21 protein-coding genes are annotated in these 21,440 nt (G+C 65.7%); 8 read left to right on the forward strand and 13 right to left on the reverse strand.

Annotated elements, in window-relative coordinates:
• Positions 1–324 precede the first annotated feature (324 nt).
• From A7A76_RS13935 to A7A76_RS13955, 5 genes are all read right to left on the reverse strand, one after another.
• Entirely contained in the window at positions 325–750 is a 426-nt protein-coding gene (locus tag A7A76_RS13935; RefSeq protein ID WP_206411749.1) for a hypothetical protein, read from the reverse strand.
• A 570-nt stretch (positions 751–1,320) separates the two neighbouring features.
• Positions 1,321–1,854 carry a hypothetical protein gene (locus tag A7A76_RS13940; RefSeq protein ID WP_206411750.1) on the reverse strand — a complete coding sequence of 178 codons (534 nt, stop codon included), beginning with the start codon at positions 1,852–1,854 and terminating at the stop codon, positions 1,321–1,323.
• A gap of 119 nt (positions 1,855–1,973) precedes the next feature.
• Positions 1,974–3,410, reverse strand: coding sequence for a hypothetical protein (locus A7A76_RS13945; RefSeq protein ID WP_206411751.1), 1,437 nt, complete (start codon positions 3,408–3,410; stop codon positions 1,974–1,976).
• Positions 3,403–4,185: a hypothetical protein gene (locus A7A76_RS13950; protein WP_206411752.1), complete on the reverse strand. Its 783-nt coding sequence runs from the start codon at positions 4,183–4,185 to the stop codon at positions 3,403–3,405. Before A7A76_RS13950 ends, A7A76_RS13945 begins: the two co-directional genes overlap by 8 nt.
• Before the next feature lie 372 nt (positions 4,186–4,557).
• Positions 4,558–5,631: a serine hydrolase domain-containing protein gene (locus tag A7A76_RS13955; protein WP_428995149.1), complete on the reverse strand. Its 1,074-nt coding sequence runs from the start codon at positions 5,629–5,631 to the stop codon at positions 4,558–4,560.
• A gap of 292 nt (positions 5,632–5,923) precedes the next feature.
• Here A7A76_RS13955 and A7A76_RS13960 point away from each other — a divergent pair, with 292 nt between their 5' ends.
• Positions 5,924–6,439 carry a DJ-1/PfpI family protein gene (locus tag A7A76_RS13960; RefSeq protein WP_206411753.1) on the forward strand — a complete coding sequence of 172 codons (516 nt, stop codon included), beginning with the start codon at positions 5,924–5,926 and terminating at the stop codon, positions 6,437–6,439.
• Between the two features lie 323 nt (positions 6,440–6,762).
• On the opposite strand, the gene A7A76_RS13965 is transcribed toward A7A76_RS13960, so the two are convergent.
• From A7A76_RS13965 to A7A76_RS13975, 3 genes are all read right to left on the reverse strand, one after another.
• Positions 6,763–7,527 carry a hypothetical protein gene (locus A7A76_RS13965; RefSeq protein WP_206411754.1) on the reverse strand — a complete coding sequence of 255 codons (765 nt, stop codon included), beginning with the start codon at positions 7,525–7,527 and terminating at the stop codon, positions 6,763–6,765.
• 3 nt (positions 7,528–7,530) lie between these two features.
• Complete coding sequence (locus tag A7A76_RS13970) at positions 7,531–8,388, reverse strand: nucleotidyltransferase domain-containing protein (RefSeq protein ID WP_206411755.1); 858 nt, start codon at positions 8,386–8,388, stop codon at positions 7,531–7,533.
• Positions 8,389–8,918: 530 nt separating this feature from the next.
• Positions 8,919–9,608, reverse strand: coding sequence for a hypothetical protein (locus A7A76_RS13975; RefSeq protein WP_206411756.1), 690 nt, complete (start codon positions 9,606–9,608; stop codon positions 8,919–8,921).
• A 534-nt stretch (positions 9,609–10,142) separates the two neighbouring features.
• Here A7A76_RS13975 and A7A76_RS13980 point away from each other — a divergent pair.
• From A7A76_RS13980 to A7A76_RS14010, 7 genes are all read left to right on the forward strand, one after another.
• On the forward strand, positions 10,143–10,427 hold the full coding sequence (locus A7A76_RS13980) for a hypothetical protein (RefSeq protein WP_206411757.1): 285 nt from the start codon (positions 10,143–10,145) through the stop codon (positions 10,425–10,427).
• A 611-nt stretch (positions 10,428–11,038) separates the two neighbouring features.
• Positions 11,039–11,521: a hypothetical protein gene (locus A7A76_RS13985; RefSeq protein WP_206411758.1), complete on the forward strand. Its 483-nt coding sequence runs from the start codon at positions 11,039–11,041 to the stop codon at positions 11,519–11,521.
• Between the two features lie 127 nt (positions 11,522–11,648).
• Complete coding sequence (locus A7A76_RS13990) at positions 11,649–13,946, forward strand: CocE/NonD family hydrolase (protein ID WP_206411759.1); 2,298 nt, start codon at positions 11,649–11,651, stop codon at positions 13,944–13,946.
• A 142-nt stretch (positions 13,947–14,088) separates the two neighbouring features.
• Positions 14,089–14,436 (forward strand): ArsR/SmtB family transcription factor, encoded by a 348-nt coding sequence (locus A7A76_RS13995; protein WP_096379035.1) that lies wholly within the window; start codon positions 14,089–14,091, stop codon positions 14,434–14,436.
• Between the two features lie 133 nt (positions 14,437–14,569).
• Entirely contained in the window at positions 14,570–14,983 is a 414-nt protein-coding gene (arsC, locus tag A7A76_RS14000) for an arsenate reductase (glutaredoxin) (RefSeq protein WP_206411760.1), read from the forward strand.
• A 14-nt stretch (positions 14,984–14,997) separates the two neighbouring features.
• Complete coding sequence (arsH, locus tag A7A76_RS14005; RefSeq protein ID WP_428995150.1) at positions 14,998–15,705, forward strand: arsenical resistance protein ArsH; 708 nt, start codon at positions 14,998–15,000, stop codon at positions 15,703–15,705.
• A 66-nt stretch (positions 15,706–15,771) separates the two neighbouring features.
• Positions 15,772–17,076 (forward strand): arsenic transporter, encoded by a 1,305-nt coding sequence (locus A7A76_RS14010; protein ID WP_206411762.1) that lies wholly within the window; start codon positions 15,772–15,774, stop codon positions 17,074–17,076.
• A 19-nt stretch (positions 17,077–17,095) separates the two neighbouring features.
• Here A7A76_RS14010 and A7A76_RS14015 read toward each other — a convergent pair whose 3' ends face one another.
• The 5 genes from A7A76_RS14015 to A7A76_RS14035 form a co-directional block, all read right to left on the reverse strand.
• Positions 17,096–17,518, reverse strand: a complete 423-nt coding sequence (locus A7A76_RS14015; protein WP_206411763.1) for a DUF952 domain-containing protein — start codon at positions 17,516–17,518, stop codon at positions 17,096–17,098.
• Between the two features lie 57 nt (positions 17,519–17,575).
• Complete coding sequence (locus tag A7A76_RS14020; protein WP_206411764.1) at positions 17,576–18,877, reverse strand: MFS transporter; 1,302 nt, start codon at positions 18,875–18,877, stop codon at positions 17,576–17,578.
• 197 nt (positions 18,878–19,074) lie between these two features.
• Positions 19,075–19,605 carry a DUF4442 domain-containing protein gene (locus A7A76_RS14025; RefSeq protein ID WP_206411765.1) on the reverse strand — a complete coding sequence of 177 codons (531 nt, stop codon included), beginning with the start codon at positions 19,603–19,605 and terminating at the stop codon, positions 19,075–19,077.
• A gap of 7 nt (positions 19,606–19,612) precedes the next feature.
• Entirely contained in the window at positions 19,613–20,722 is a 1,110-nt protein-coding gene (locus A7A76_RS14030) for a phosphotransferase family protein (protein ID WP_206411766.1), read from the reverse strand.
• A gap of 360 nt (positions 20,723–21,082) precedes the next feature.
• A partial coding sequence (locus A7A76_RS14035) for an energy transducer TonB (RefSeq protein ID WP_206411767.1) occupies positions 21,083–21,440 on the reverse strand: 358 nt, incomplete at its 5' end.

Raw genomic sequence — 21,440 nt, forward strand, 5'->3', positions numbered from 1 at the left:
GCTAGCCCTGTAGGAGCGACGCAAGTCGCGACCGCGGGGCCGCCCGCTCGCGTCGCAAGCCAGAATTCGCGGTCGCGGCTCGCGCCGCTCCTACAGGTAGTTTCCCGATTTGCGCAATCATCGGGCTAGCCCTGTAGGAGCGACGCAAGTCGCGACCGCGGGGTTGCCCGCTCGCGCCGCAAGCCGGGATGCGCGGCGACGCGGCCGCGCAAGCGAGGGCATGCCTGCGCGGCGCAACAAGAACACGACGGCCCGGCCGACCGTCGCATTCGCACAGCGCTCAAGACCGCAATCTGCGCAGCGGAGCGACCGCTGCCGCACGCCTCAAGGCTTCTTCGGCTCGTAACTGGAGTCGTTATCGACCCAGATTTCCGTGCACTTCTTGGCCGCATCGAACATGAAATGGATATACGAATCGCCCTTGACCGACTGCGCCGCCGACACCAGCGGCGCCTCGTTGGTGGTGCAGGTAACGCGCGTGCCGGCGGCATCCACCGCCGAACACATGGCCGACAACGCCGCCACGCCCGAGGTCGCATAGATCCCGCAACCGATGGTCTGTCGCGCATCGGTGCTGTTGCGGGCGGAGCCGACCGTGCCTTCGGCGTAGTTGATGCCCACGTTGATGGGAACATACTGCTTGAAGCCGGCATGAGCCGGTGCGAACGAGAAAACTACAGCGCAGACGGCGACCGATGCGGCGAGCAAGAGCTTCATGGCGATCTTCTCCTGAAAGTAATGGATGTCCATAGACACGCGGCGATCAGTTCACCCGACCCGGCGCGCCCGCGCCATTCGCGGGGTTGTAGAACAAGACGGTGCAGGGCGATTCGCGCTGGCCCGCGCTCACGTTCGAGTGGCTCATGAGGGTTTCCTTTCCATAGGGTTCGCAGGGCGCGACCGCGGAAGCGGGGAGAGCGTCCCGCGTCGCGATGCCGCGCTCGGGCGAGGAGTCGCCGCGCGGCATGGTCGGATTCAACGGCGCCGCCGCCGCAGCGGCAAGCCGCCCTGGCGATTGCTCAGATCGCGCGTGATGGGACGCGCAGAGGCGTTGACCGGATCGAAAAAACGCGGCCTGCGCTTGCGGATCTGGAAACTTTCGCGACCTCGTCTGCGTCGCAGGCCGGAAAGCGATGGCTGCACCGGGCGGCAAGAAGACCGATCCCCTTGCGATGGCCAGGCCGAAGAATGGCCTCCCGCCGCACGCACAACGCCGCGCCGCCCCACAGGTAGGCGCGGCGCAAGCCGCGACCGCGAACCTTCCAGCTCGCGCCGGACGCAGTGCATCGCACGCCAAAGACGCCCGACGCGCGCAAACGCTCAACGCCCGCGCGCAAAGAACCCCGGCGCCCGCTCCTGCACCGCGCGGAAATACGCGAAGTGGCGCATCGCATACTTGTTCGCCAGCGGCGGCGACGCGGCCATCCGCGGCCACACTTCATCGAACCCCACCTTGCGCAGCAAACGCGCGTACTCCTTGTACTCGTGCGGCGTTTGCCCGGCCGCCAGCATGTTCGCCACCCGATGCCGGATACGCTGCTTCAGCGCCTCCGGCAACTCGGCGCTGCGCAGCGCCCGCGCCGTATTGCTCTTGAGGATGCGGCCGAACGGAAACTTGCGGTCCTGCTCGATGAACTCCACGCCGAGCGCCACGCAGGCCGCATCGCCGGCTTTGATGCCGTCGATGACGGCCTCCATGATCGGATCCGTCCAGACGCCGCTGGCGTTGCGATGCGTCCTGGGCTGGAGCGGGAGGGGCGAGGGCACTTTCAAACGGGCGCAGTGCGCCAGATAGCGCGACTGCACCGCCGCTGCGCTCCAGTCGCCGTCTGCGTTGTAGTCGCGAACGAGCATGGGCCGAGCCGGGGAATCGTCGGGTTGGCATATCGTATGCGATCGCACCGGGCGGCGGCTCAGACCGCGGCGGCGCGGCGCGCAGCGCCGATCACAACCGGCGATCAAGCTCTGATGGCTCAGCGAGTCAGCGTCGCGCCGCCTTGGGACGGCCCATCCATACCCAGTGTTTGCGCCTGGGCTTGCTGTTGGGCCTGTTGCTGGTTGAGCTGTTCCACCTGTTCCAGGCTCTTCTGCGCAGGCACCTGGGCCGCGTTGCCGGCGTCGATGGCGAGGTGATGGTGCGGACCGGCCGGCCCGTGCGGGGACGCATACCCGATCAGGCTCGTGCCCCCATCCGCCGTTTGGCCGATCACGACGCCGGTGAGGTTCGCCCCTACGATCGGGTCTGCCTTCACCGCCGCCAAGCCCGCTGCGGCGAGGTTGTGGGCCTCGGCGTGGCTCCAGCGGCCGTCGGCCAGCGCGGCGCGGTGGAACCTATCGAAGGCGGGATGGTCGGGATGTCCCGGCCGGTCGGCCCGCAGCAATGACGTTGTCGTTGCCTCGATAGCAGGGACGTCCTGCCGGTGCGAGACGCGACCGCTGATGGATCGAGTGTGCGAGATGCTTTCTTGCTCGTGCTTGCCGCCGCTGGTATCGACGTAATGCAGTTGGCGCCCGGCGCCGCCGAGGTCGACGCCGAACCGTTCGATCCGGCGTGGGTCCAGTTTGAGTGCCGCCATGTCCAGCTCGACCTGCGGGACATGCATCGTCGTGTTCTTGGCGTAATCGGCCAGCGCTTGGGACACGGTACTCATCGCATAGGCCCCGGCCTGGTCGCGATAGCTGGATTTTCCTTGAGGGCCAAGAGTAGAAGCGGTGTCCGTGTAGCACTGGGCCATCGCTTCCAGCGCAGGGCTGGGTTGGAACTCGCCGATGCGCTGAATGCCGTCGGGAGACAGCTTGAGCCCTTCGTAGAGCGTGTTGTCGTCATCTACGCACGCGGTTGAAGGAGCCGCGAGCTTGGCGAACGCGTCGCGGTTGAACGGCTCCTGCCCGCCGTGAGTGGCTCGACTGGCCAGGGCATTCATTCCAATCAGTTCCGCCATGGCCTCGTTGCGCCGCTCGAACGCGACGTAACGTTGGACGGGAGCGGTGAGGTCGGCGGACTCGAAGTTCCTGGACGCGTCTCGGATGGCATGGGTCGCGTCGAATAAGAGCTGATAGCGCTCAAGCCGTCCGGCCTCCGCCAGCAGCGCGTGACCCGTTTCATGGCCGATCACCACCGCCAGGTTGCTGTGGCGAACCTCCGCTTTGTCGAAGCGTGCCGAATCGAAGTTGCTGCGGTTGAGATGGACCGTGCCGGTGTCTGGATCGTAGTGCCCCGATTGATGAGGCTCGTCCGTCATGCCCAGACGTTTGAGGCTGCCATTGGCGATGGCCGCACCCATGACGTTGGCCAGGTAAGGCGAACTGGCGATGGTGGCTTCGATGTCCGCCACTGCCGAAGGCGGGAGGCTTTTTTGGCGAGACAACTCGTCGATGAGCGGCCTGATGTCGGGCCGAACCTCAGCCACCTCGACGCTCCTTGGCGTCGGCTTCGATGCGCAGATTGCCGACGCAAGCGTGGCCCGGATCCTGCTCCGACGCGCCGACCCGATAGACAAGAGCGGTCACCGAGAAGGAGAGGCCTGGGGTGCGCTTGATGTAGGTCGATCGCTCACGCCCCGCTCGGTCCAGCCATCCCTCGTTCGCCGAATAGCCCAGCGCAGTGAGGTGGCGTTTGAGGGTTTCCTGCAAGAACGAACACCTGGGCGGCGACTCCACTGAGGTCTGCGAACCGCCGCCGGCTTCTTTAAAGCCAGTAATCGATATGGTCCAGTCGTTGCGGTTGTCGCGGTACAGCGCATCCACCGCCACGGTGTACTCGCCGCCGTCAGACAAGCGCCCTCGCACGGCCCAACCTCGGCCGTCCGGGTGTTCGGCGCTCTTGCCGAGGGGAAGGCCGGTCACCGCCGCCACCCGCTCGGGCGTCAGGTCGTGGCTGGATTTCAAACTGGCGATCAAGCGGGTAGTGCGCTCGATCAGGTCGCTGGAAGCCAGGAGCGGCCCGGGCGACGGCGGCGCGACGGGAGCGTCAACAGGGGCCGCGTGAGATGGGTTTTTCGCCCCATCGGCGATGCGGTCCAGTTGTTCCGCGACGTGCCGCGCGGCGATTTCACCGGAGGAAGATTGAGCTTCGGCCACGGGGACTTCCTTTTTCAGCTCAGCAGGGGCGTCGTCAGGGCCTGCGCATCCTGCGAGTGCGAGACAAGCGAATAAACCGATGTGCGGCCAGCGATGCAGGTTCATGAGCCGCTGCCGTCCTGATGTGGGCTGGACGCTCTCAACATCGGTCTTGCGGCCGTCGTGGTGCATGCGCAGGCAGCGAGCACACAGGCCACAAGCGGCCGTTTCGTCGTCAAGCAGCGGGAGGGGAGCATGGGCATTCACATCTCCATATGCGCTTCGGCTCGGGGCCGAATGGGCAGTGCACTCGCGGCTCATCGTGGAAGAGCCCCCGTCGAGGGTCAAGCAGCGCAGGCGCCGATGACGTCAGGATATGACCACGATCTCAGCGGCCCGCCCGTTTTTTGCAAACGGGCTTTGTATGTGTGCCGCTCAATTGTGCCTGTGGGCTGCACGAACTGAAGATGCGGCACGCCCCACGTGCAGCCAACCCCATCAGCGCGAAGCGGCCGGCTTCAACGGCGCATAGAACTCCGCGATCTTCCCAACGAACCGCTGCGGATTCGCCCCCGCCAGATTGGTCAACACCACCACCGCCAACCCCTCGTCCGGATACACCACGAACGCCGCACGCGCACCGCCGATGCCGGCCACCTGCCGCGGCGGCGCGGCGCGCAGCACCGGCCAACCCGCGCCCCAGGCGCCGTCGGCGCCGCTGTTGACTTTCTCCGGCGTCCACATGCGCTGCAGATGGTCCTGGTCGATCAGCCGGCCGTTCGACAACGCGATGAGCCAACGCGACAACTCGTCCGCCGTGGTCTGGATGCCGCCGCCGGCCCACAGGCTGTAGGGAATGTCGTAGACCCAGCGCGACATACGGTGGGCATCGTCCTTCGCCAGCGTGCCGCGTGGCGAGTGGCTGTAGATCGTCGCCGCGTTGGCCACCAGGTCGTAGCTGTCGCCGAAGGTGGTCAGCGGCATGCCGACCACGGCGAACTGGCGCTGCGCCAGATACTGCTCGTAGGGCATCTGCGTCTGCTTGACGATGATCTGCGCCAACAGGCCGTAGTTGGTCTGGTTGTAGGCGAAGCGCTCGCCGATGGGCGCCTCCAGCGGCCGCGCCTTGACCGCCTGCCACGCCGCCGCCTCCGGGCCGGCGCCGATCGAGCCGTTCTGATCGACGATATCGGGCAGCCCCGAGGTATGACCGAGCAACTGACGCACGCGGATCGCCCGCCACGCCGCGGGCAAATCGTCCAGATAACGCGAAACCGGCGCATCGAGATCCACCCGCCCGGCCTGCGCGAGCTGCATCATCGCCACGCCGGTGAACGCCTTGGTGGCGGAGTTGATGGGGAAGCGCGTCGTGGCCGTCACCGGCACCTTGTTCTCGACGTTGGCGTAGCCGTAGCGCTCGGACAGCACGACCCGGCCGTCCTTGATGACGGCCACTTGCAGGCCGGGGATGCGCTGCTCCGTCATGGTTTGCTGCACGAAGCGGCGGGTGCGTTCGTTGGCCTCGCGCAACGAGGTGGCGGCGAGGGCGAGACACGGCAACGACATCAGCACCGCGGCGATGAGTGCGGTGACGCGGAGTTTTACAGACGGCATGCAAGTCCCTGTGGCGAAGGCGCTGGTGAGGTGAGAGTCAAGACTCTGGTAGGGCGGTGCGTGTGACCGGCCCGGTGGGTGGATGTGATGGGTGGCCGGAGGGTTTAAACCGCTCATGTCCAGCTCCACCGGCCTCCAGCTACTGGCGGGCGTGAGTTTTCGGGGAGGTAGTGGAGGCCTGGGATGCGTTCTAGGCCGAAGGCCTGACTGTGGATTTCGTCACCCCCGAGGCAACGCCGCGCCGATCAACGTGACCGAAGCGGGCGAGTTCCGCAGCCGGCTCTACGACGCGGACCTGATGTACGCGCTGGGACACACCTACACGCCCGCGCAGATCGACCCGGCGCGCTACCGCGCCGTGTACTTCGTCGGCGGCAGCAACGCCATCTACGGCGTGCCGGAAAATACCCAACTGCAAAACATCGCCATGCACGTCTACGAGCGCAACGGCGGCGTGGTGTCGGCCGTGTGCCACGGCACGGCGGGGCTGGTGAACCTCAGACTGTCCGACGGCAAATACCTGATCGGCGGCAAGCGCGTCAGCGGCTATCCCGAGGAATTCGAACGGCAGGACGCCGCTTATTTCAAAGAGTTTCCGTTCCTGATCCGGCAGACGCTGGAGTCGCGGGGCGGTACGTTCCTGACTTCAGCGCGGGATAAGGGGTATGTGGTGGTCGATGGGAGGCTGGTGACTGGGCAGAACTATCTTTCTGCGAAGCAGGTGCCGGAGGCCGTGGTCGAGATCCTTCGTAAACCGGCACGTTGACAGGCGGGGTAGGGCGCGGCGGAAGGCGGATCTTGTGTGACATCGCCTAAGCGACGCAAGGACGCAATCGCGTGCTCAATGAAAACCCGGGGCGACAATGAAAATCTCGAGTCGTCCCTTGTTTTCGCAAGATCTGTCCTCTTTTTTTGTATCCGTCAAGGCGCAAAGCAGCGCGCATGGTGCGGTGGATCAAGCCACAGAAAACAGGGCGTGCGATTACCGGCTTCGATACTGTAGATTTTATCGTGGCCGTATCGATAGTCGAAATGGTGGGTCTAAAAATATTGGAACAGTACTCAGAGTCTGAGGTGAGCTTGTTGTAGTCAAATATGAAGAGTGGTTTTTATTGACTCCCATTCTGCTGAGGTTTCTTCGTTTATTTTGGAAAAGTCACGAGAATCTAGCGTTATGGATGCAGTGGCTTTAGTTGTCTCATACATTGTCAGTAACTCGAGTGCGCAAGCATTGAAGTCGCCTGATCGCGGGGTTGTTTGGAACAACCTGTAGGTATTTTCGTAGACGTGTTCGAAGCGGTTTCTTAGCCATTCTAAGCGGAGGAATTTCGCCAGGATCTGCTCGCTAAATATTACTTGTGAAATGGCTAGTATGACGCCAACGCTTACTTGTCGATTAATCGCAACAAGTATCCAGATTGTTGCATATATTGCAATTTTTGTGCGTTCACGTCTCGCCATCCGCAAAGCAATTGTTTTGCTAAATAGGCTGTTTTCCAGAGTTTGTGCCGCTAGGCGTCGAATAGGTAATGTCTGATCGTTGTTGTAATAGCCCTCGGTTCTCACATGGGTGAGGCTGACCCCGAACGCGTTACTGAGAAAGTCCTGTCTTCTTCTGTCTTCTGCTCTAGGGGTTAAATATAAGCGAGATGCTGTGCTAAGACACAGGAGTGCAACTACGTCAAGACAAAATAATGTCAATGCAGCGTTGCTTAGTCTTGGGGAGGTGGTCTGGTCGATGAAAAGAGATAGTAGTGAAAGAGTGGCGCCAAGATAAAATAACCAGTCTGACGATTTGTCAGCTAGTTCAACTTGGCGATAATAGTTGTCTCGAATGGGATCTAGTTTGGGCATGTTTCAACCGTAGTCTGGGAATTTATCGCCAAAAACTTGCTTCCATGCTTCGATTGCTTTCTGGTCTCGGCCCTGAAAACCATGGTGCCATGCGCTGAGGCTTTTGTCGTAAGCAGTTGAAAGACGCTTCCTTGCTTCTTCTCGATCCACTGCAGTCAGGTAGTCGTCGGCAAAACCAAGTTCATACCACATTGGATGCTTAATCGCCTCCATTGCTTTTTCGAAAAAAGCGCGAACATTCCATGCCGTGTCATCTAAATTTCCATGTAGTGCGGAAAGTGCCATTATCTCAATATGGTAGCTTGATAAATAGCTGCTATGTGTTGAGTTCCAGTGCTTTATGTACTTAATTATTTTTCTAAAATTTGCGCCACTAGAGGATGACCTGTTTTCAATTTCATTGGAAAGTTTTTTTGGCCTGGATTTGATCCAAGTGTCATTATTTGAGTTCGGTACATTGTAGTAATCCACCGTTCCATCCGAATTTAGAGCGCGTGCTACCGGCACAATGTCAACACTAGGCCATGTCTTATAGCTCAATGTGACGGCTTGGCCATTGCGGCGAACTCCAGTTTTGTATTCAGCCAAGGAGCTTCGAACGCTGTGCAAGAGTTGGGTTGGCGTTTTTCCCTCGATATGTTTGCCATAGTGAAGCGCCACGATAATATCCAGATCTGCTTTGCCAGATAGGGCTGTAAATTTTGGTATAGATCCAGAAGCAAATGCATCTAATATCGTAAAGTCTTTACTTAACTTCTTAACGATGTCGTCTTTGCGTGTGTTCGCAGTGGCTCGGTGGTCGCCACTAAGATTTATCTTCTCGTAGAATGCAGCAAAAGACCCCTCAACGCTGTAAGTCATATGCTCCCCTGCTGGTTGAACTTCCTGGTGAGGATCTGCGGTGCGATTGCCTGGCCTTCCTGATGCATATAAAGCGATTGTGTTGGTGGTTTAGGCCGCGGCATGGATTTTGGTGTCGATTGATACTATGTGAAAATGCGCTGTAGTTTTCTGATTATGGGTGTTTGTAACTGACCAAGGTTGCAGTCAATACTTTGCCGGCAACCCATCCTTGGCGCATTTGGAAGCATCTTGTCTACGCTGAATTCGCTGTCTGCCAGAAGCAAGTGGTGAAAAATGTCTCAACAAGGCTTGGTCGTAAAGCGGATCTGGTTGGATGGAGTGGAACGCCCTCGACCAAGTTGCGAAGTTGAGCGAGCATGTTCTGGGACAGCAGTGGACGGTGTTCGCTGAGGGCGTCGATGTTCTGGCAGATTGCCGCGTTTGCGCTCCTAATCTGTTCTGCAACCGATGCCATAACGGTGCCTCAAGGTAGCGAATCTGAAGGGGGTTAAGCTGGGCCGCGAAGCTGCTTCACTTGCATGGAACTGTTAGATCCTTGTGCTGAAAAGCTCTCGACACCTAGCTCTATTAGCGCCGTAGTTGGCTTTGCATTGGCATGCCGCAGTGCATACGCGTTTCTCGATTGGTACATCCAAACCACTATCTGACATCGCCAGATAGAGGGCGCCATATGCAGAGCTATACAAGTCAACCCTATCGGCCGTTTGTTGCTGAGGATCATCAAGCACGATCTTGTTTAGATAGCTCTTGAAGGGGAACTCTCCTCCGCAATGCCTAAGAACCACCATCTGGTCGAATTGGCCGCGAACAAAATTCTGTTCTAGATCATCTTTGTCTTGAAACCATCGTTGCTTATCGGATTTGTTGGCCCATTTTGTAGGGTTTAGTTTCGTTACCCAGATTCTTCCTGTATAAGTTTTTTCAATGATCTTTGAATCGAACTCAAAGAGAACGGGGGCATACGCATTGGCTCGCTTTGCCCTTGCGTGAATGTCAACAGAGTCCGCAAATACGTCAAACCAGATGCCATAGCTCTTGTCCAATCGGTCTGACGATTGTTCAGTTTGTTTTATTCCCAGTCGTTCGACGGTGCCACGGGACATCAAGGACTTTGAACGCAGGAACTGGCAGGCCGTCAGTACGCTGTTCGCATGATGCAATGTACGTACACCTTTATCGTCGAGCGCTTGATAGACGTGCTTGGATGCGATGTCCATATGGCTGGTGATATCCAAATTATTAACTGTGGGATCCCCAGGCCTGATTGCGCGAACTAGCCTATGGCGCGCGGTGGTACCCCTCACGTTCGATCTTATGGCGACTGGGCACGGCTTACAAATAGGCGTGAAACCAAAGCGCGATAGGCTGGCTCGCTAGCAATGTTTGCCTTGAGGTCGGAAATGAAAATTTATTGCGTCGGGCAGTCACGTCGGAATGCCCTTCGTGTGGATACGTAATTGCGCGACGAACTCGGACAAGTCTGATTGACAACGGTAAGTTGGCTCTGCAAAGTCACAGTCACGGAGCGTCGAAACTCCTCAAACAACGGTACCCGCCTCCGAAAATTGGTGGGTTTTTCATGTCTGAAGCTTGGGCATGACCGACGCTGCGCCTGCGTCGGGAGGGTGGCTAATAAAAGACCCGAAAGGGGAATACGCCCGCCGTTTGTTTGCGGTTTCGAACCTCCCGACACCCCGCCGGTCGCATTCCGCGCCGCGCGGGTTCCTTGCCCAAGGACAGGAGTACCGCGTATGCCCCGCACCCCCGACCACACGCCGCCGCCCGAAGGCGTGGTCATGCCCGTTGACGCGTTCAAGGCCCTCTCCGCGTTCCAGCAGGAACTGCACGGCATCGTGCGGACCTTGCAGCCGGAGGTGTTGATCGAGATCGGTTATCCGCCCGGCCAGGATCACCGGTTGTTGCGCGAGGTCTTCCAGGCGCTGGCGCGCCGGCTGGATCCGGTCATGGATGCCTGTGTGTGGACGCCCACCGGCGACGGCGGCGCCGGGTCTGCGGCGCCGCAGCGCCTGCACTGATCCGCGCCGGCCCGGTTGGAGTGGGGGCGGGGTGCGCGCAAGCCGCCTCGTCCCGGCTGCGTGCCGTAGGGGCCGGGCGTTGGCCGGAATCGCTCCGGTCGCAACACAAAACGCTTTGCGCGCAAGCCGAAACGGGCCGCGCGCAAGGCGGTTCGCTCCGGCGTCGGGCGGTTCGGGGCCGCCCGCAAGCCGCGGCGCCCCGGCCGCAACCCCGCGCATCCCGGCCGCCAGCCGCGGCGTGTTGCGCGCAGGCTGCCGAATCTTGCGCGCCACGCTTCGCACCTTGCGTTCGCAATGCGTCGGGGCTTGTGCGCAAGCCGTTCGGGTTGCGCGCGGGGCGCAACGGCTTGCGCTTGCTGCGGCAAGGCTTGCGCGCAAGCCGATGTGGCTTGCGGGCGCAACGCGTGGCGCTTTGCGCGCAAGCCGGACGTGTCGCGCGCGGCCCGCGCGGGTTTGCGCTTGGGTGTTGGCGGTGTGCGCGCAAGGCGCAGCGGCTTGCGGTTGGGGCGGCGCGGCTTGCTTGCGGGGCGTGGCGGGTCGCGCGCGCGGTTCTAGGCTGCGCGGGCCGGCCGTTGGGGCCGGCTTGAATCCCCCGATTGCCAAGGACTGCCATGAGCCAGAACCTGATCGACCTGACCCTGTCCGCCGAGTCCGTCGCCGCCATCGATGAGGCGCTGGGCGTGCTGGAAACCCACCTCGCCGGGCTAGTGGCGCTGCCGCTGGACCAGCGCCGCCAGCTGACCAAGATGGGCGACAAATCCGAAGCTTTCTGCCGCCAGGCGCTGCATGTGATGGGCGAGAACCCGGGCATCCTGCCGCGCAATTTCGACCTCGACGGCCTGCGCCGCGATCTGGCCTTGCTCGATACGCTGCGCCCGCGCGCGCTGCGGCTGACCCGTCTGCACGAGCGTGTGCGCGATACCGAGACGGCGCTGGGCAGCGACCTGATGACCAACGGGCTGGAGGGCTATGCCTTCCTCAAGATCGCCGGCAAGGGCGAGGGCCTGGAGGCGCTGCGGCAGATGCTGTCGGCGCGGTTCAATCGCACGTCGGCCAAGCGCGCCGAGCCGCCGGGCGAGCCGGCCAAGGCCTGAAGGCTGGGCACACGAAGGCCCCGCGATGAGCGGGGCCTTCGCTTTTTGCGGCGCGCGCGCGGCGGCGTGCGACGATCCGGCCGGTGGCGGCATCTGGTGAAGGATGCCGTTGCGCCTGGGAGGGCGAATGCTGCGATCCATCGTGATGACGGCGCTGGTGGCCGTGGGGTTGTTCTGTACTGGCGGGGTTTCGTTGGCCGCGCCGGCTGCGTCGTATGCCTTGCCCGCGGATGTCGCCGACGACCCGGCGCGCCTGGACGCGGCGATGCCGGCGCTGGCGCGGCGCTTGCTGGCCGACGATCGCGACGGGGCGCGCGGCGACGATTGGAATCAGCGTGTGCGCCTGCAACTGGCGGCCGGGGATTACGCGGCGGCCGAGCTCAGCCTGGACGCGTTCGCGGCGACGGTTTCTCCAGGGCCGGTGCCGGTGCGGCCGAACGTCGCCCAGTACCGTTTGTATGCGCGCGCCAGGGCGTTGCAGGCGCGCCACGGGCTGGGCTTCGACGCGGCCCTGGAGCGCGCGTTCGCCGAGACGGTGGCGACGCTGGACGACCGCCGCGCCGGCGTGGCGATGCGCGTGCTCAACGTCGAGGCGGCGGACGCGCCGCGCCAGCGCCGGGCGCTGGCCGAGGCGCTGGCGCCGTTGCGCGCGCGGCCGGCGCTGGATCGCGATGCGGCGTTGGCGCTGGTGCGCAGCTATCTGGCCGAGCGCAGCGGTGCGGCGATGGCGGCGCGGTTGCCGGCGTTGGTGGCGGCCGACGATGGGCGGCGTTATCTGATCGAGCGCGACGTAGCCGTGGCCACGCCCGACGGCGCCACCGTCTGCGCCACCGTCGTGCGCCCGCGCGGCGCGCCGGCGCGGCTACCGACGCTGTTGAACTTCACCATCTACGCCGACCCGGTCACCACGCTCAACGAGGCGCGGCGGTCGGCGTCGAACGGCTATGTCGGCGTCACCGGCACCAGCCGCGGCAAGGGCTGCAGTGCGGACCGCGCGGTGCCGTACGAGCACGACGGCGACGATGCCGCGGCGCTGATCGACTGGATCGCCGCGCAGCCGTGGAGCGACGGGCGCGTGGGCATGTACGGCGGCAGCTACGAGGGCTTCACCCAGTGGGCCGCGGCCAAGCGCCGGCCCAAGGCCTTGAAGGCGCTGATGCCGTCGGTGACCGGCGCGCCGGGCATCGACGTGCCGATGGAAGGCGGCATCTTCTACGGCTTTCAGTACTACTGGCCGTTCTATGTGACCAACAACCGTCAGGTGGATACCGCGGCGATGGAGGACGAGGCGCGCTGGAACCGCCTGTATCGCCAGTGGTATCTCAGCGGGCGCGCTTACCGCGAGCTGCCGCAGATCGACGGCACGCCGAACCCGTTCTACCTGCGCTGGCTGTCGCATCCGGATTACGACGGGTATTGGCAGGCGATGATCCCTTACCGCGACGAGTTCGCCGCGCTGGACCTGCCGGTGCTGACCACCACCGGCTATTACGACGGCGCCCAGATCGGCGCGCTGTATTACCTGCGCGAGCACTACCGCTATCGCCCGAACGCCGAGCATTACCTGGTGATCGGGCCGTACAACCATATCAGCGGCCAGCGCGGCACCGTAGCCACGGGCACGCGTTTGCGCGGCTATACGCTCGATCCGCAGGCGCAGATCGACCTGGGCGAGTTGCGCTATCAGTGGTTCGATTACGTGTTCAAGGGCGCGCCGAAGCCGGGGCTGTTGGCCGACCGGATCAATTACCAAGTGATGGGCGCGAACGAATGGAAGCACGCGCCGTCGCTGGCGGCGATGGCGCAGCGGCGGCAACGTTTCTACTTCGGCGCGGCCGCCGGCGGCGACGGCCGGCATGGGTTGCTGGCGACGCCCGCTGCGTCGGACGCCTTTGCTGAGCACACCATCGACCTGCGCGACCGCAGCGACGCCGACCGCATCGCGCCCGGCGGCGGCATCGTCGATACCGAGTTGGACACGGCCGGCAGCGTGGTCTTCGTCAGCGCGCCTTTCGCCGCGGCCGAGGAGTTCAGCGGCCTGTTTTCGGGCCGGCTGGAGGCGAGCGCGAACAAGCGCGATTTCGACTTCAACATCTCGTTGTACGAGTGGATGCCGGACGGGCGTTACTTCGAGCTGTCGCGCTATCAGTCGCGCGCCAGCTACGTCGGCGACCTCAGTCGCCGGCAACTGCTGGAGCCGGATCGCCGCACCGTGCTGGCCTTCGAAGCCGGGCGCGCCACCAGCAAGCGCATGCAGGCCGGCAGCCGCTTGCTGGCGGTGGTGAGCGTGCTGCGCAATCCGCAGCAGCAGATCAACTACGGCAGCGGCAAGCCGGTCGCTGGCGAGAGCATCGCCGATGCCGGCGAACCGCTGCGGGTGCGCTGGTATGGCGGCAGCTATCTGGAGATTCCGCTGAGCCGGTGAGGCGGCGCGCGCCGCAGTGCGAGTCGGGCCGCTCACGGTGATGGGGCGTTTGTTTCCCGGCCGCGGCATTGGGAAACAGGCGGCCGGCCGCGGCCCGCGATGCACGTTTGCACGCTACAAGGATTCTTGTAGTATTGCATCCATGAACGACGACACCGCCGTCCAGGCGCTCTCCGCCCTCGCTCACGCCGACCGGCTGGCGGCCTTCCGCATGCTGGTGCGGGCGGGACCCGAGGGTATGGCCTCGGGCGAGATCGCCGAGGCGCTGGCGATCGCGCCGACCCGCATGAGCTTCCATCTGGCCGCATTGGAGCGGGCGAAGCTGCTGCGCTCCTGGCGCGACGGGCGCCGCATCCTGTATGCGGCCAGTTACGACGATATGCGCGAGCTGCTGGCGTTCCTCACCGAGGACTGTTGTTCCGGCAATCCGCAGATCTGCGCGCCGCTCACCGACTTCGTCGCCGCTTGCGACGCGAAGACGTGTTCGTGAGCGGCGGCTAGCGGTTTCGCTTTTGGTTTTCCGCGCCGGCGGCCGATGAGGGGCGCCGTCGCCGCGCCGATGTTTCGCGAAGTGGGTGCCGGCTGCGCCGGCGCCTTGTCCCGTCTCGACCTGAGGTTTCGTCATGCGCATCACGATCTACCACAACCCCGAGTGCGGCACCTCGCGCAACGCGTTGGCGATGATCCGCCAGTCGGGCGAAGACCCGCTGGTCATCGAATACCTGAAAACGCCGCCGTCGCGCGAGACCTTGCAGGGCTTGATCGCGGCGATGGGGATCGCGCCGCGCGAGCTGTTGCGCGAGAAGCGCACGCCTTATGCCGAGCTTGGGCTGTCCGATCCGACGCTGGGCGATGAGGCCTTGCTGGACGCGATGCTGGCGCATCCGATCCTGATCAACCGGCCGATCGTGGTGTCGGACAAGGGCGCGGCGCTGTGCCGGCCGTCGGAGAAGGTGCTGGCGTTGCTGGCGCATCCGCTGACGTCGTTCGTCAAGGAGGACGGCGAAGTGGTGACGCTGCCCGGGGCGTCGGCATGAGCGGGGCGACGCCGATGGAGTTGCCGAACATCGACCCGGCGCAATTGCACGCGATCGACACCGCCGCGCTCGCTGCGCCGGGCGATCCGGGCCATCCGCCGCGGATCCTGATTTTGTATGGCTCGCTGCGCGAGCGCTCGTATTCGCGCTTTCTCGCCCATGAGGCCGCGCGCCTGCTGCGCTGGTTCGGCTGCGAGGTGCGGATCTACGACCCGCGCGATCTGCCGCTGCCCGACGGCGCCGAGCCGGAGCATCCCAAGGTGCAGGAGCTGCGCGCGCTGGCCGATTGGTCCGAAGGCATGGTGTGGGTGAGCCCGGAGCGCCACGGCGCGATGACCGGGATCATGAAGGCGCAGATCGACTGGATTCCGCTGACGGTCGGCTCGCGCCGGCCGACCCAGGGCAAGACGCTGGCGGTGATGCAGGTGTCGGGCGGTTCGCAGAGTTTCAACGCGGTCAACCAGCTGCGCACGCTCGGCCGCTGGATGCGCATGGTCACGATTCCTAACCAGTCGTCGGTGGCCAAGGCGTTCCAGGAGTTCGACGAGGCGGGGCGGATGAAGCCTTCGTCGTATTACCAGCGCGTGGTGGACGTGTGCGAGGAACTGGTCAAGTTCACCTGGCTGGTGCGCGGGCGTTCGGCGTATCTCACCGACCGCTATTCCGAGCGCGTGGAAAGCGCTGAAGAACTGTCCCGGCGCGTGAACCAACGCGCCATCTGAGGCGCCGCCCGACGCATCGTCCGATGCGTCGCCCCGATCTTCGTTCGCCACTTGCCCGAGCGCCGCATGCTTGCCCTCGCTATTTTTGTCGTCACCCTGATTTTCGTTATCTGGCAGCCGCGCGGGCTCGGCATCGGCTGGTCGGCCTTGGCCGGCGCCGCCGTCGCCCTGGCGACGGGCGTGGTGGGCTGGCACGACGTCGGCACGGTGTGGGGGCTGGTGTGGGATGCGACCTTCACCTTCGTCGCCTTGATCGTGATTTCGCTGATCCTGGACGAGGCGGGCTTCTTCGCCTGGGCGGCGCTGCACGTCGCGCGCTGGGGCGGCGGCGACGGGCGCCGGCTGTTTCCGTTGATCGTCTTGCTCGGCGCGGCCATCGCCGCGGTGTTCGCCAACGACGGCGCGGCGCTGTTGCTGACGCCGATCGTGCTGGCGATCCTGCTGCGCCTCAATGTCGCGCCGGCTTGCGCGATGGCGTTCACCATCGCCTGCGGCTTCATCGCCGACACCGCCAGCCTGCCGCTGGTGGTGTCGAACCTGGTCAACATCGTCAGCGCGCAGTTCTTCGCGGTGCCGTTCGGCCGCTATGCGGCGGTGATGGTACCGGTGAACCTGGTCTCGGTCGCTATGACGTTGCTGGTGCTGTGGGCGTGGTTGCGGCGCGATATCGCCGTGCGCTACGCGGTCGAGGCGCTGGAGCCGCCGCGCCATGCGATCCGCGACGAGGCGGTGTTCCGCGCGGCGTTTCCGTTGTTGGGGCTGCTGTTGCTCGCGTACTTCGTCACCGGGCCGCTCGGCGTGCCGATCGCGGCGGTGACGGGCGCGGCGGCGGTGACGCTGATGGCCGTCGCCGGCCGCTGGGGCCGCGGCGGCCGCGGTGCGACGGTGCAGCTGGGCAAGGTGCTGCGCGGCGCGCCGTGGCAGATCGTGCTGTTTTCGCTGGGCATGTATCTAGTCGTCTACGGCCTGGGCCATGCGTGGCTGACGCGCGAGGCCAGCGCGGTGCTGACGTGGCTGGCCGCGCAGGGCACGTTCGTGGCCACGGTCGGCACCGGCTTCGCGGTGGCGGTGCTGGCGTCGGTGATGAACAACATGCCGGCGACGCTGGTGGGCGCGCTGGCCATCGACGCGGCGCAGGTGCCGGCGCACACGCGCGAGTTGATGCTCTACGCCAACGTGATCGGCAACGACCTGGGGCCGAAGTTCACCCCGATCGGTTCGCTGGCCACTCTGCTGTGGCTGCACGTGCTGGCCGGCAAGGGGCAGCGGATCGGCTGGGGCGAGTACATGAAGGTCGGTTTGGTGCTGACCCCGCCGGTGTTGCTGGCGACGTTGGTCGCGCTGTGGCTGTGGCTGCCTTGGGTGCGGTGAGGGCGCGAATTCGGAAGGCTTACCGAACGCTGTCCACGGGGACGACGACCTGACCTTGCTCGTCGCGCCGCAGCGGCGCGATCCACAGCACCTGGCGCTGCTGCAACACATCGTACAGATGCGGAAACTCCATGCCGCTGCGCGGCGACCGTTCCCACTTGATCGCGTCGCCTGCGGTGTTCAAATCCACCGCGGCGATGAACAAATCGGTTTGGCCGGCGAAGTGGCGGTCGGCGGTGCGGGTGAGCTGGGCGTCGGTGGACAGGTGGATGTAGCCGTCGGCGGCGTCCTGCGGCGAGCCTTCGAAGCGGCCGCTGGTTTCGAGCGCGGTCTTTTCCGGCCGGGTCAGGATCTTGTAGGCGATGGCCGGGTGCGCGGCGGCGTCGCCGGCGTGGGCGTCGGGGCCGACCATCATCGATGCGAGCAGGGCGAGCGTGGTCATGTGGCGCCTCATGGGGTGGGCTTGTGGTGGCGGACTCGCGATGCGCAGGCGCCGCCGTTACGGCGACGGCGCTTCGCGCAGGCAGGCCCACGCGAGCGCCGCGGAGATCAGCAGCGCCGCGATCGCGACATGGCAGACGGTCCGCAGGCCCGCGCCCGCGCCGCCGCCGGCGAGCAACAGGCCGCACCATGCCACACCCAGCGCCGCGCCGGTTTGCCGGACCGCGTTGATCGCGGCGGCCGCGGTGCCGGATTGCTCGCGCTCGACGCTGCCCAGGATCAGGCCAGTGGCCGCGGGCATGGCCAGGCCCATGCCGGCGGGGATGGCGAGGAAGGCGGGCAGGATCCACAGGTAGCTGTCGCCGGGCGCGAGCCGGCTCAGCCAGGCGAAGCCGGCGGCGCAGACCGCCGAGCCCAGCGCGATCGCCGCGCGCACGCCGTGGCGGGTCAGCACGCGCGCGCTGAGCAGGTTGGCGGCGATGAACGCGGCGGCCAGCGGCAGGTAGGCCAGGCCGGCCTGCAACGCGGTGTAGCCGGCGAACTGTTGCAGGTACAGGCTCATGGCGAACAGTAGGCTGTAGTAGGCCAGGCTGACCGCCAGCGCCGACAGCAGGGCGAGGCTGAAGCGCGGCCGCGCGAGCAGGCGCGGCGGCAGCAGCGGTTGTGCGATGCGCGATTCCACGGCGATGAAGGCGAGCGCGCAGGTTGCGGCCACTGCCGCCGCGCTCCACACCGCCGGATGCTGCGCGCCCAGGCGCGGGGTTTCGATGATCGCGGCGATCAATGCGGCCAGTCCGACGACGGCCAGCAGTTGTCCGGCGAGGTCGAGCGCGCGTTCGGGCCGGCGCGGCGTTTCGGCCAGGCGCCACGCCAGCGCGAGGCCTGCGGCGCAGATCGGCAGGTTGACCAGGAAGATGCTGCGCCAGCCCAGCGTCTGCAGCAGCGCGCCGCCGGCGACCGAGCCGAACGTGGCCGCGGCGGCGCCCGAAGCGGTCCAGATCGCCACGGCGCGCGCGCGGCGCGGCGGGTCGTCGGCGAAGGCGTGATTGAGCAGGGCCAGCGACGACGGCACCAGCAACGCGGCGAACAGGCCTTGCGCGGCGCGCGCGGCGACCAACTGCGCGACGTCGCCGGCGAGGCCGCAGGCGATGGAGGCGAGCAGAAAGCCGCTCAACCCAATCAGGAAACAGCGGCGCGCGCCGATGCGGTCGCTCAGGGCGCCGGCCGACAGCAGCAGCGAGGCGAACAGCAGGGTGTAGGCGTCCATCACCCATTGCAGGCCGGCGAGTTCGGAGCGCAGGTCGATGGCCAGCGTGGGCAGCGCGAGATTGACGATGGTGACGTCGAGTTGAACGATCATGAAGCCGAAGCACGCGGCGGCGAGGACGAGGCCGGGCGAGGGCGGCGTTCGGGAGCGGGCGTCTGCGGCTTGCGCGGATTCGCGCGCCGTTCGCGCCTGCATGGCGTCGGCGGCTTGCATCGGTGCGGCGCGCTGCGCCGATGCGTTGTCGCGATGGGACGACGTCTGCGCCGCAGCCGGCGCGCGGCCTTCGCCGCTCACGCCGGCGCCCGCGGCGTTCGCGGCGCCGACGACCACACCACGTCGACGTGTCCGCGCACCGGCGCCGCGCCGGTTTCGTCGATCACTTTCATCGGCACGCGCAGGCGGCCGCCGCCGGCGTTGGCGGCCGCGCCGATCTGCGCCGGATCCAGGCTGGCCTGGGCCTGCACGCCGCCGCGCAGCGGTTTGCGGAAGTCGGCGTGCACGCTTTTGACCCGCACGCGCGCGCCGCGCGGCAGGTGCTGCGCGACCACCAGCGCGGCGGCGTATTCGCCGGCGACGCTGGCGGCCATCGCGTGCAGCGCGCCGGCGCGGTTGCGCAGCGCGCGGCGGTTGCCGGCGCGGATCGAGACCTGCCCCGGGGCGATCTGGACGATGCGCAGGCGGTGGGTGCGGAAGTAGCGGCTCTGCTGGCCCACGGCCGCCGACACGAGGCGGTAGCGCCAGGCTTCGGGCAGGAACGCCAGGCGCTGCAGCGCGGCGGACAGGTCGCCGAGGATCCACTCGTGCAATCGCGAGAAGGGCATGGCGGACTCAGGCGCCGAGGGTCAAGCCGCGGCAGGTCCAGTTGAGGTAATGCGCCAGCGCCCAGATCCGGGCGAGGAAGGCCTTTTCTTCGCCGCCTTCGACGACGTGGCGCTGGTGCAGCTCCTGCAGGTTGATCAGGTAGCGGAACAGGCCGAACACGCGATAGAACGGCCAGTGTTCGCGGCTGCGGCCGGTGGCGGCGAAGTAGCGCTCGGCGATCTGCTCGCGGGCGAACATGCCGGGCAGGTGCGAGGGCTGCCATTGGTAGCGCCGCATCAGCGCGTTGTCGCCGGGTTCGACCCAGTACGACAGGGCGATGCCCAGGTCCATCAGCGGGTCGCCGAGGGCGGCGAATTCCCAGTCCAGCACGGCGCGGATGCGGGTGGGCTGGGCGGCGTCGAACACCAGGTTGGCCAGGCGCCAGTCGTTGTGCAGCACGCGCACCGGGCCGTGGCTGGGGACGCGGTCGATCAGCCATTGCGCCAGCCAGCGCAGGTCCGGCAGGGTCCAGGCCTTGAGCCGGTGGTAGCGGCTGGACCAGTGCTGCAGGCGTTTGCGCAGGTAAGCGGGATGATGATCGGCGGGCAGCGCGTCGCCGCCGCCGAGCGCGCCCGGGTCGATCCGGTGCAGCGCGATCAGCGTGTCGACGAGGTTCGCGCACAGCCGCTGAGCGTCTTCGGGCGACGGCGTCGCGTGCGCGAACGCGCGCCGTTGCGCGACGATGCCGGGCACGTAGCGCATCAGGTAGAACGGCGCGCCGGCGATGCCCGGGTCGTCGCACAGGTGCAGCATCTCGGGCACCGGGTAGTGCGGGGCAAGCGCGGCTTGCAGGGCGAATTCGCGCCGCAGCCGCTGCGCGCCGCCGTGCGCGTGCAGCGGGCGGCGCAGCACCAGGTCGTCGTGATCGCAGCGCAGCCGGTAGGTCAGGTGCGACAGGCCGCCGGCGAGGCGTTCGATCCGCACGACCCGGCCGACATCGAGCGATTGCGCGCGCAGCCAGCGCGCGACCGCCGCGCCGAGGCCGGCGAGGTCGGGCGGCGCGGCCGCGGTGTGCGCCGGCGACGGCTCGAACGGCTCGTCGCAGGCGAGCGCAGTCGGGTAGTGGACGAGCGCCATATCGATCCCTTGACGAGCGGCTACGCGTTCTTGCGCAACGTAGCCCGGCGATATCGCGGTCGTCGTGACTGCGCTCACAGGCGATCCATCCCTCACCTACGCTCACTGCATCGCGTGGGTTATGGCGCGATGCGCGCAGCGGACAAGGCGCGATGCGCGTGTCGGTTGCGGCTGCGGACGGCGCTTGCGCGAAGCCCCGCCGGTGGCGGGGCTTCGCGTCGATGCGTGCGGCGGCGCACGTGTGGGCTGTGCGCTGGTTCGATCGCGCTTGGGTCGGTCGCGCGTTCCCGCTCGTGCGTTCCGGTCTCGCGCTGGCGATCGCGCATTCGCGATCGCGCGCCCTCAACCGCGCGTCCTCAATCAATCGCGCGGCTTGAACTCCACCGGCACGATCACCACCGCCGCCACCGGCTTGCCTTCGCGCATCGCCGGCGCGAACTTCCAGCGCCGCACGGTGCTGACCGCGGCGCGGTCGAGCGCGCGATAGCCGCTGCGGCGGCTGACTTCGACCTTGGTCGGCAGGCCTTGCGCGGAGACTTGCACGCGCAGGGTCACCAGGCCGCCTTCGGACTGGCGCAGCGCGTCCAGCGGGTAGGCGGGCTTGGGGCTGAAGCCGGGCAGCGGGCGCGGTTTGGCGCTGGCCGCGGCGGCCTTGCGCTGCGCCAGGGCCTTGGCCTGGGCCTCGCGCCGCGCCTTGGCGTCGCGCGCGCGGGCGGCC

Source organism: Lysobacter enzymogenes, from assembly GCF_017168095.1.
GTDB lineage: Bacteria > Pseudomonadota > Gammaproteobacteria > Xanthomonadales > Xanthomonadaceae > Lysobacter > Lysobacter enzymogenes_D.

Excerpts from the sequence above, each read along its gene's own strand:
- A7A76_RS13995 (WP_096379035.1), top strand. The coding sequence starts at position 14,089 with ATGAACGACGACACCGCCGTCCAGGCGCTCTCCGCCCTCGCTCACGCC.
- A7A76_RS13950 (WP_206411752.1), bottom strand. The coding sequence starts at position 4,185 with ATGAACCTGCATCGCTGGCCGCACATCGGTTTATTCGCTTGTCTCGCA.
- A7A76_RS13970 (WP_206411755.1), bottom strand. The coding sequence starts at position 8,388 with ATGACTTACAGCGTTGAGGGGTCTTTTGCTGCATTCTACGAGAAGATA.
- A7A76_RS14025 (WP_206411765.1), bottom strand. The coding sequence starts at position 19,605 with ATGCCCTTCTCGCGATTGCACGAGTGGATCCTCGGCGACCTGTCCGCC.
- arsH (WP_428995150.1), top strand. The coding sequence starts at position 14,998 with ATGGAGTTGCCGAACATCGACCCGGCGCAATTGCACGCGATCGACACC.
- A7A76_RS13980 (WP_206411757.1), top strand. The coding sequence starts at position 10,143 with ATGCCCCGCACCCCCGACCACACGCCGCCGCCCGAAGGCGTGGTCATG.
- A7A76_RS14010 (WP_206411762.1), top strand. The coding sequence starts at position 15,772 with ATGCTTGCCCTCGCTATTTTTGTCGTCACCCTGATTTTCGTTATCTGG.
- A7A76_RS13940 (WP_206411750.1), bottom strand. The coding sequence starts at position 1,854 with ATGCTCGTTCGCGACTACAACGCAGACGGCGACTGGAGCGCAGCGGCG.
- A7A76_RS13990 (WP_206411759.1), top strand. The coding sequence starts at position 11,649 with ATGCTGCGATCCATCGTGATGACGGCGCTGGTGGCCGTGGGGTTGTTC.
- A7A76_RS14030 (WP_206411766.1), bottom strand. The coding sequence starts at position 20,722 with ATGGCGCTCGTCCACTACCCGACTGCGCTCGCCTGCGACGAGCCGTTC.
- A7A76_RS13985 (WP_206411758.1), top strand. The coding sequence starts at position 11,039 with ATGAGCCAGAACCTGATCGACCTGACCCTGTCCGCCGAGTCCGTCGCC.
- A7A76_RS13935 (WP_206411749.1), bottom strand. The coding sequence starts at position 750 with ATGGACATCCATTACTTTCAGGAGAAGATCGCCATGAAGCTCTTGCTC.
- A7A76_RS13975 (WP_206411756.1), bottom strand. The coding sequence starts at position 9,608 with ATGGACATCGCATCCAAGCACGTCTATCAAGCGCTCGACGATAAAGGT.
- arsC (WP_206411760.1), top strand. The coding sequence starts at position 14,570 with ATGCGCATCACGATCTACCACAACCCCGAGTGCGGCACCTCGCGCAAC.
- A7A76_RS13965 (WP_206411754.1), bottom strand. The coding sequence starts at position 7,527 with ATGCCCAAACTAGATCCCATTCGAGACAACTATTATCGCCAAGTTGAA.
- A7A76_RS14015 (WP_206411763.1), bottom strand. The coding sequence starts at position 17,518 with ATGACCACGCTCGCCCTGCTCGCATCGATGATGGTCGGCCCCGACGCC.
- A7A76_RS14020 (WP_206411764.1), bottom strand. The coding sequence starts at position 18,877 with ATGATCGTTCAACTCGACGTCACCATCGTCAATCTCGCGCTGCCCACG.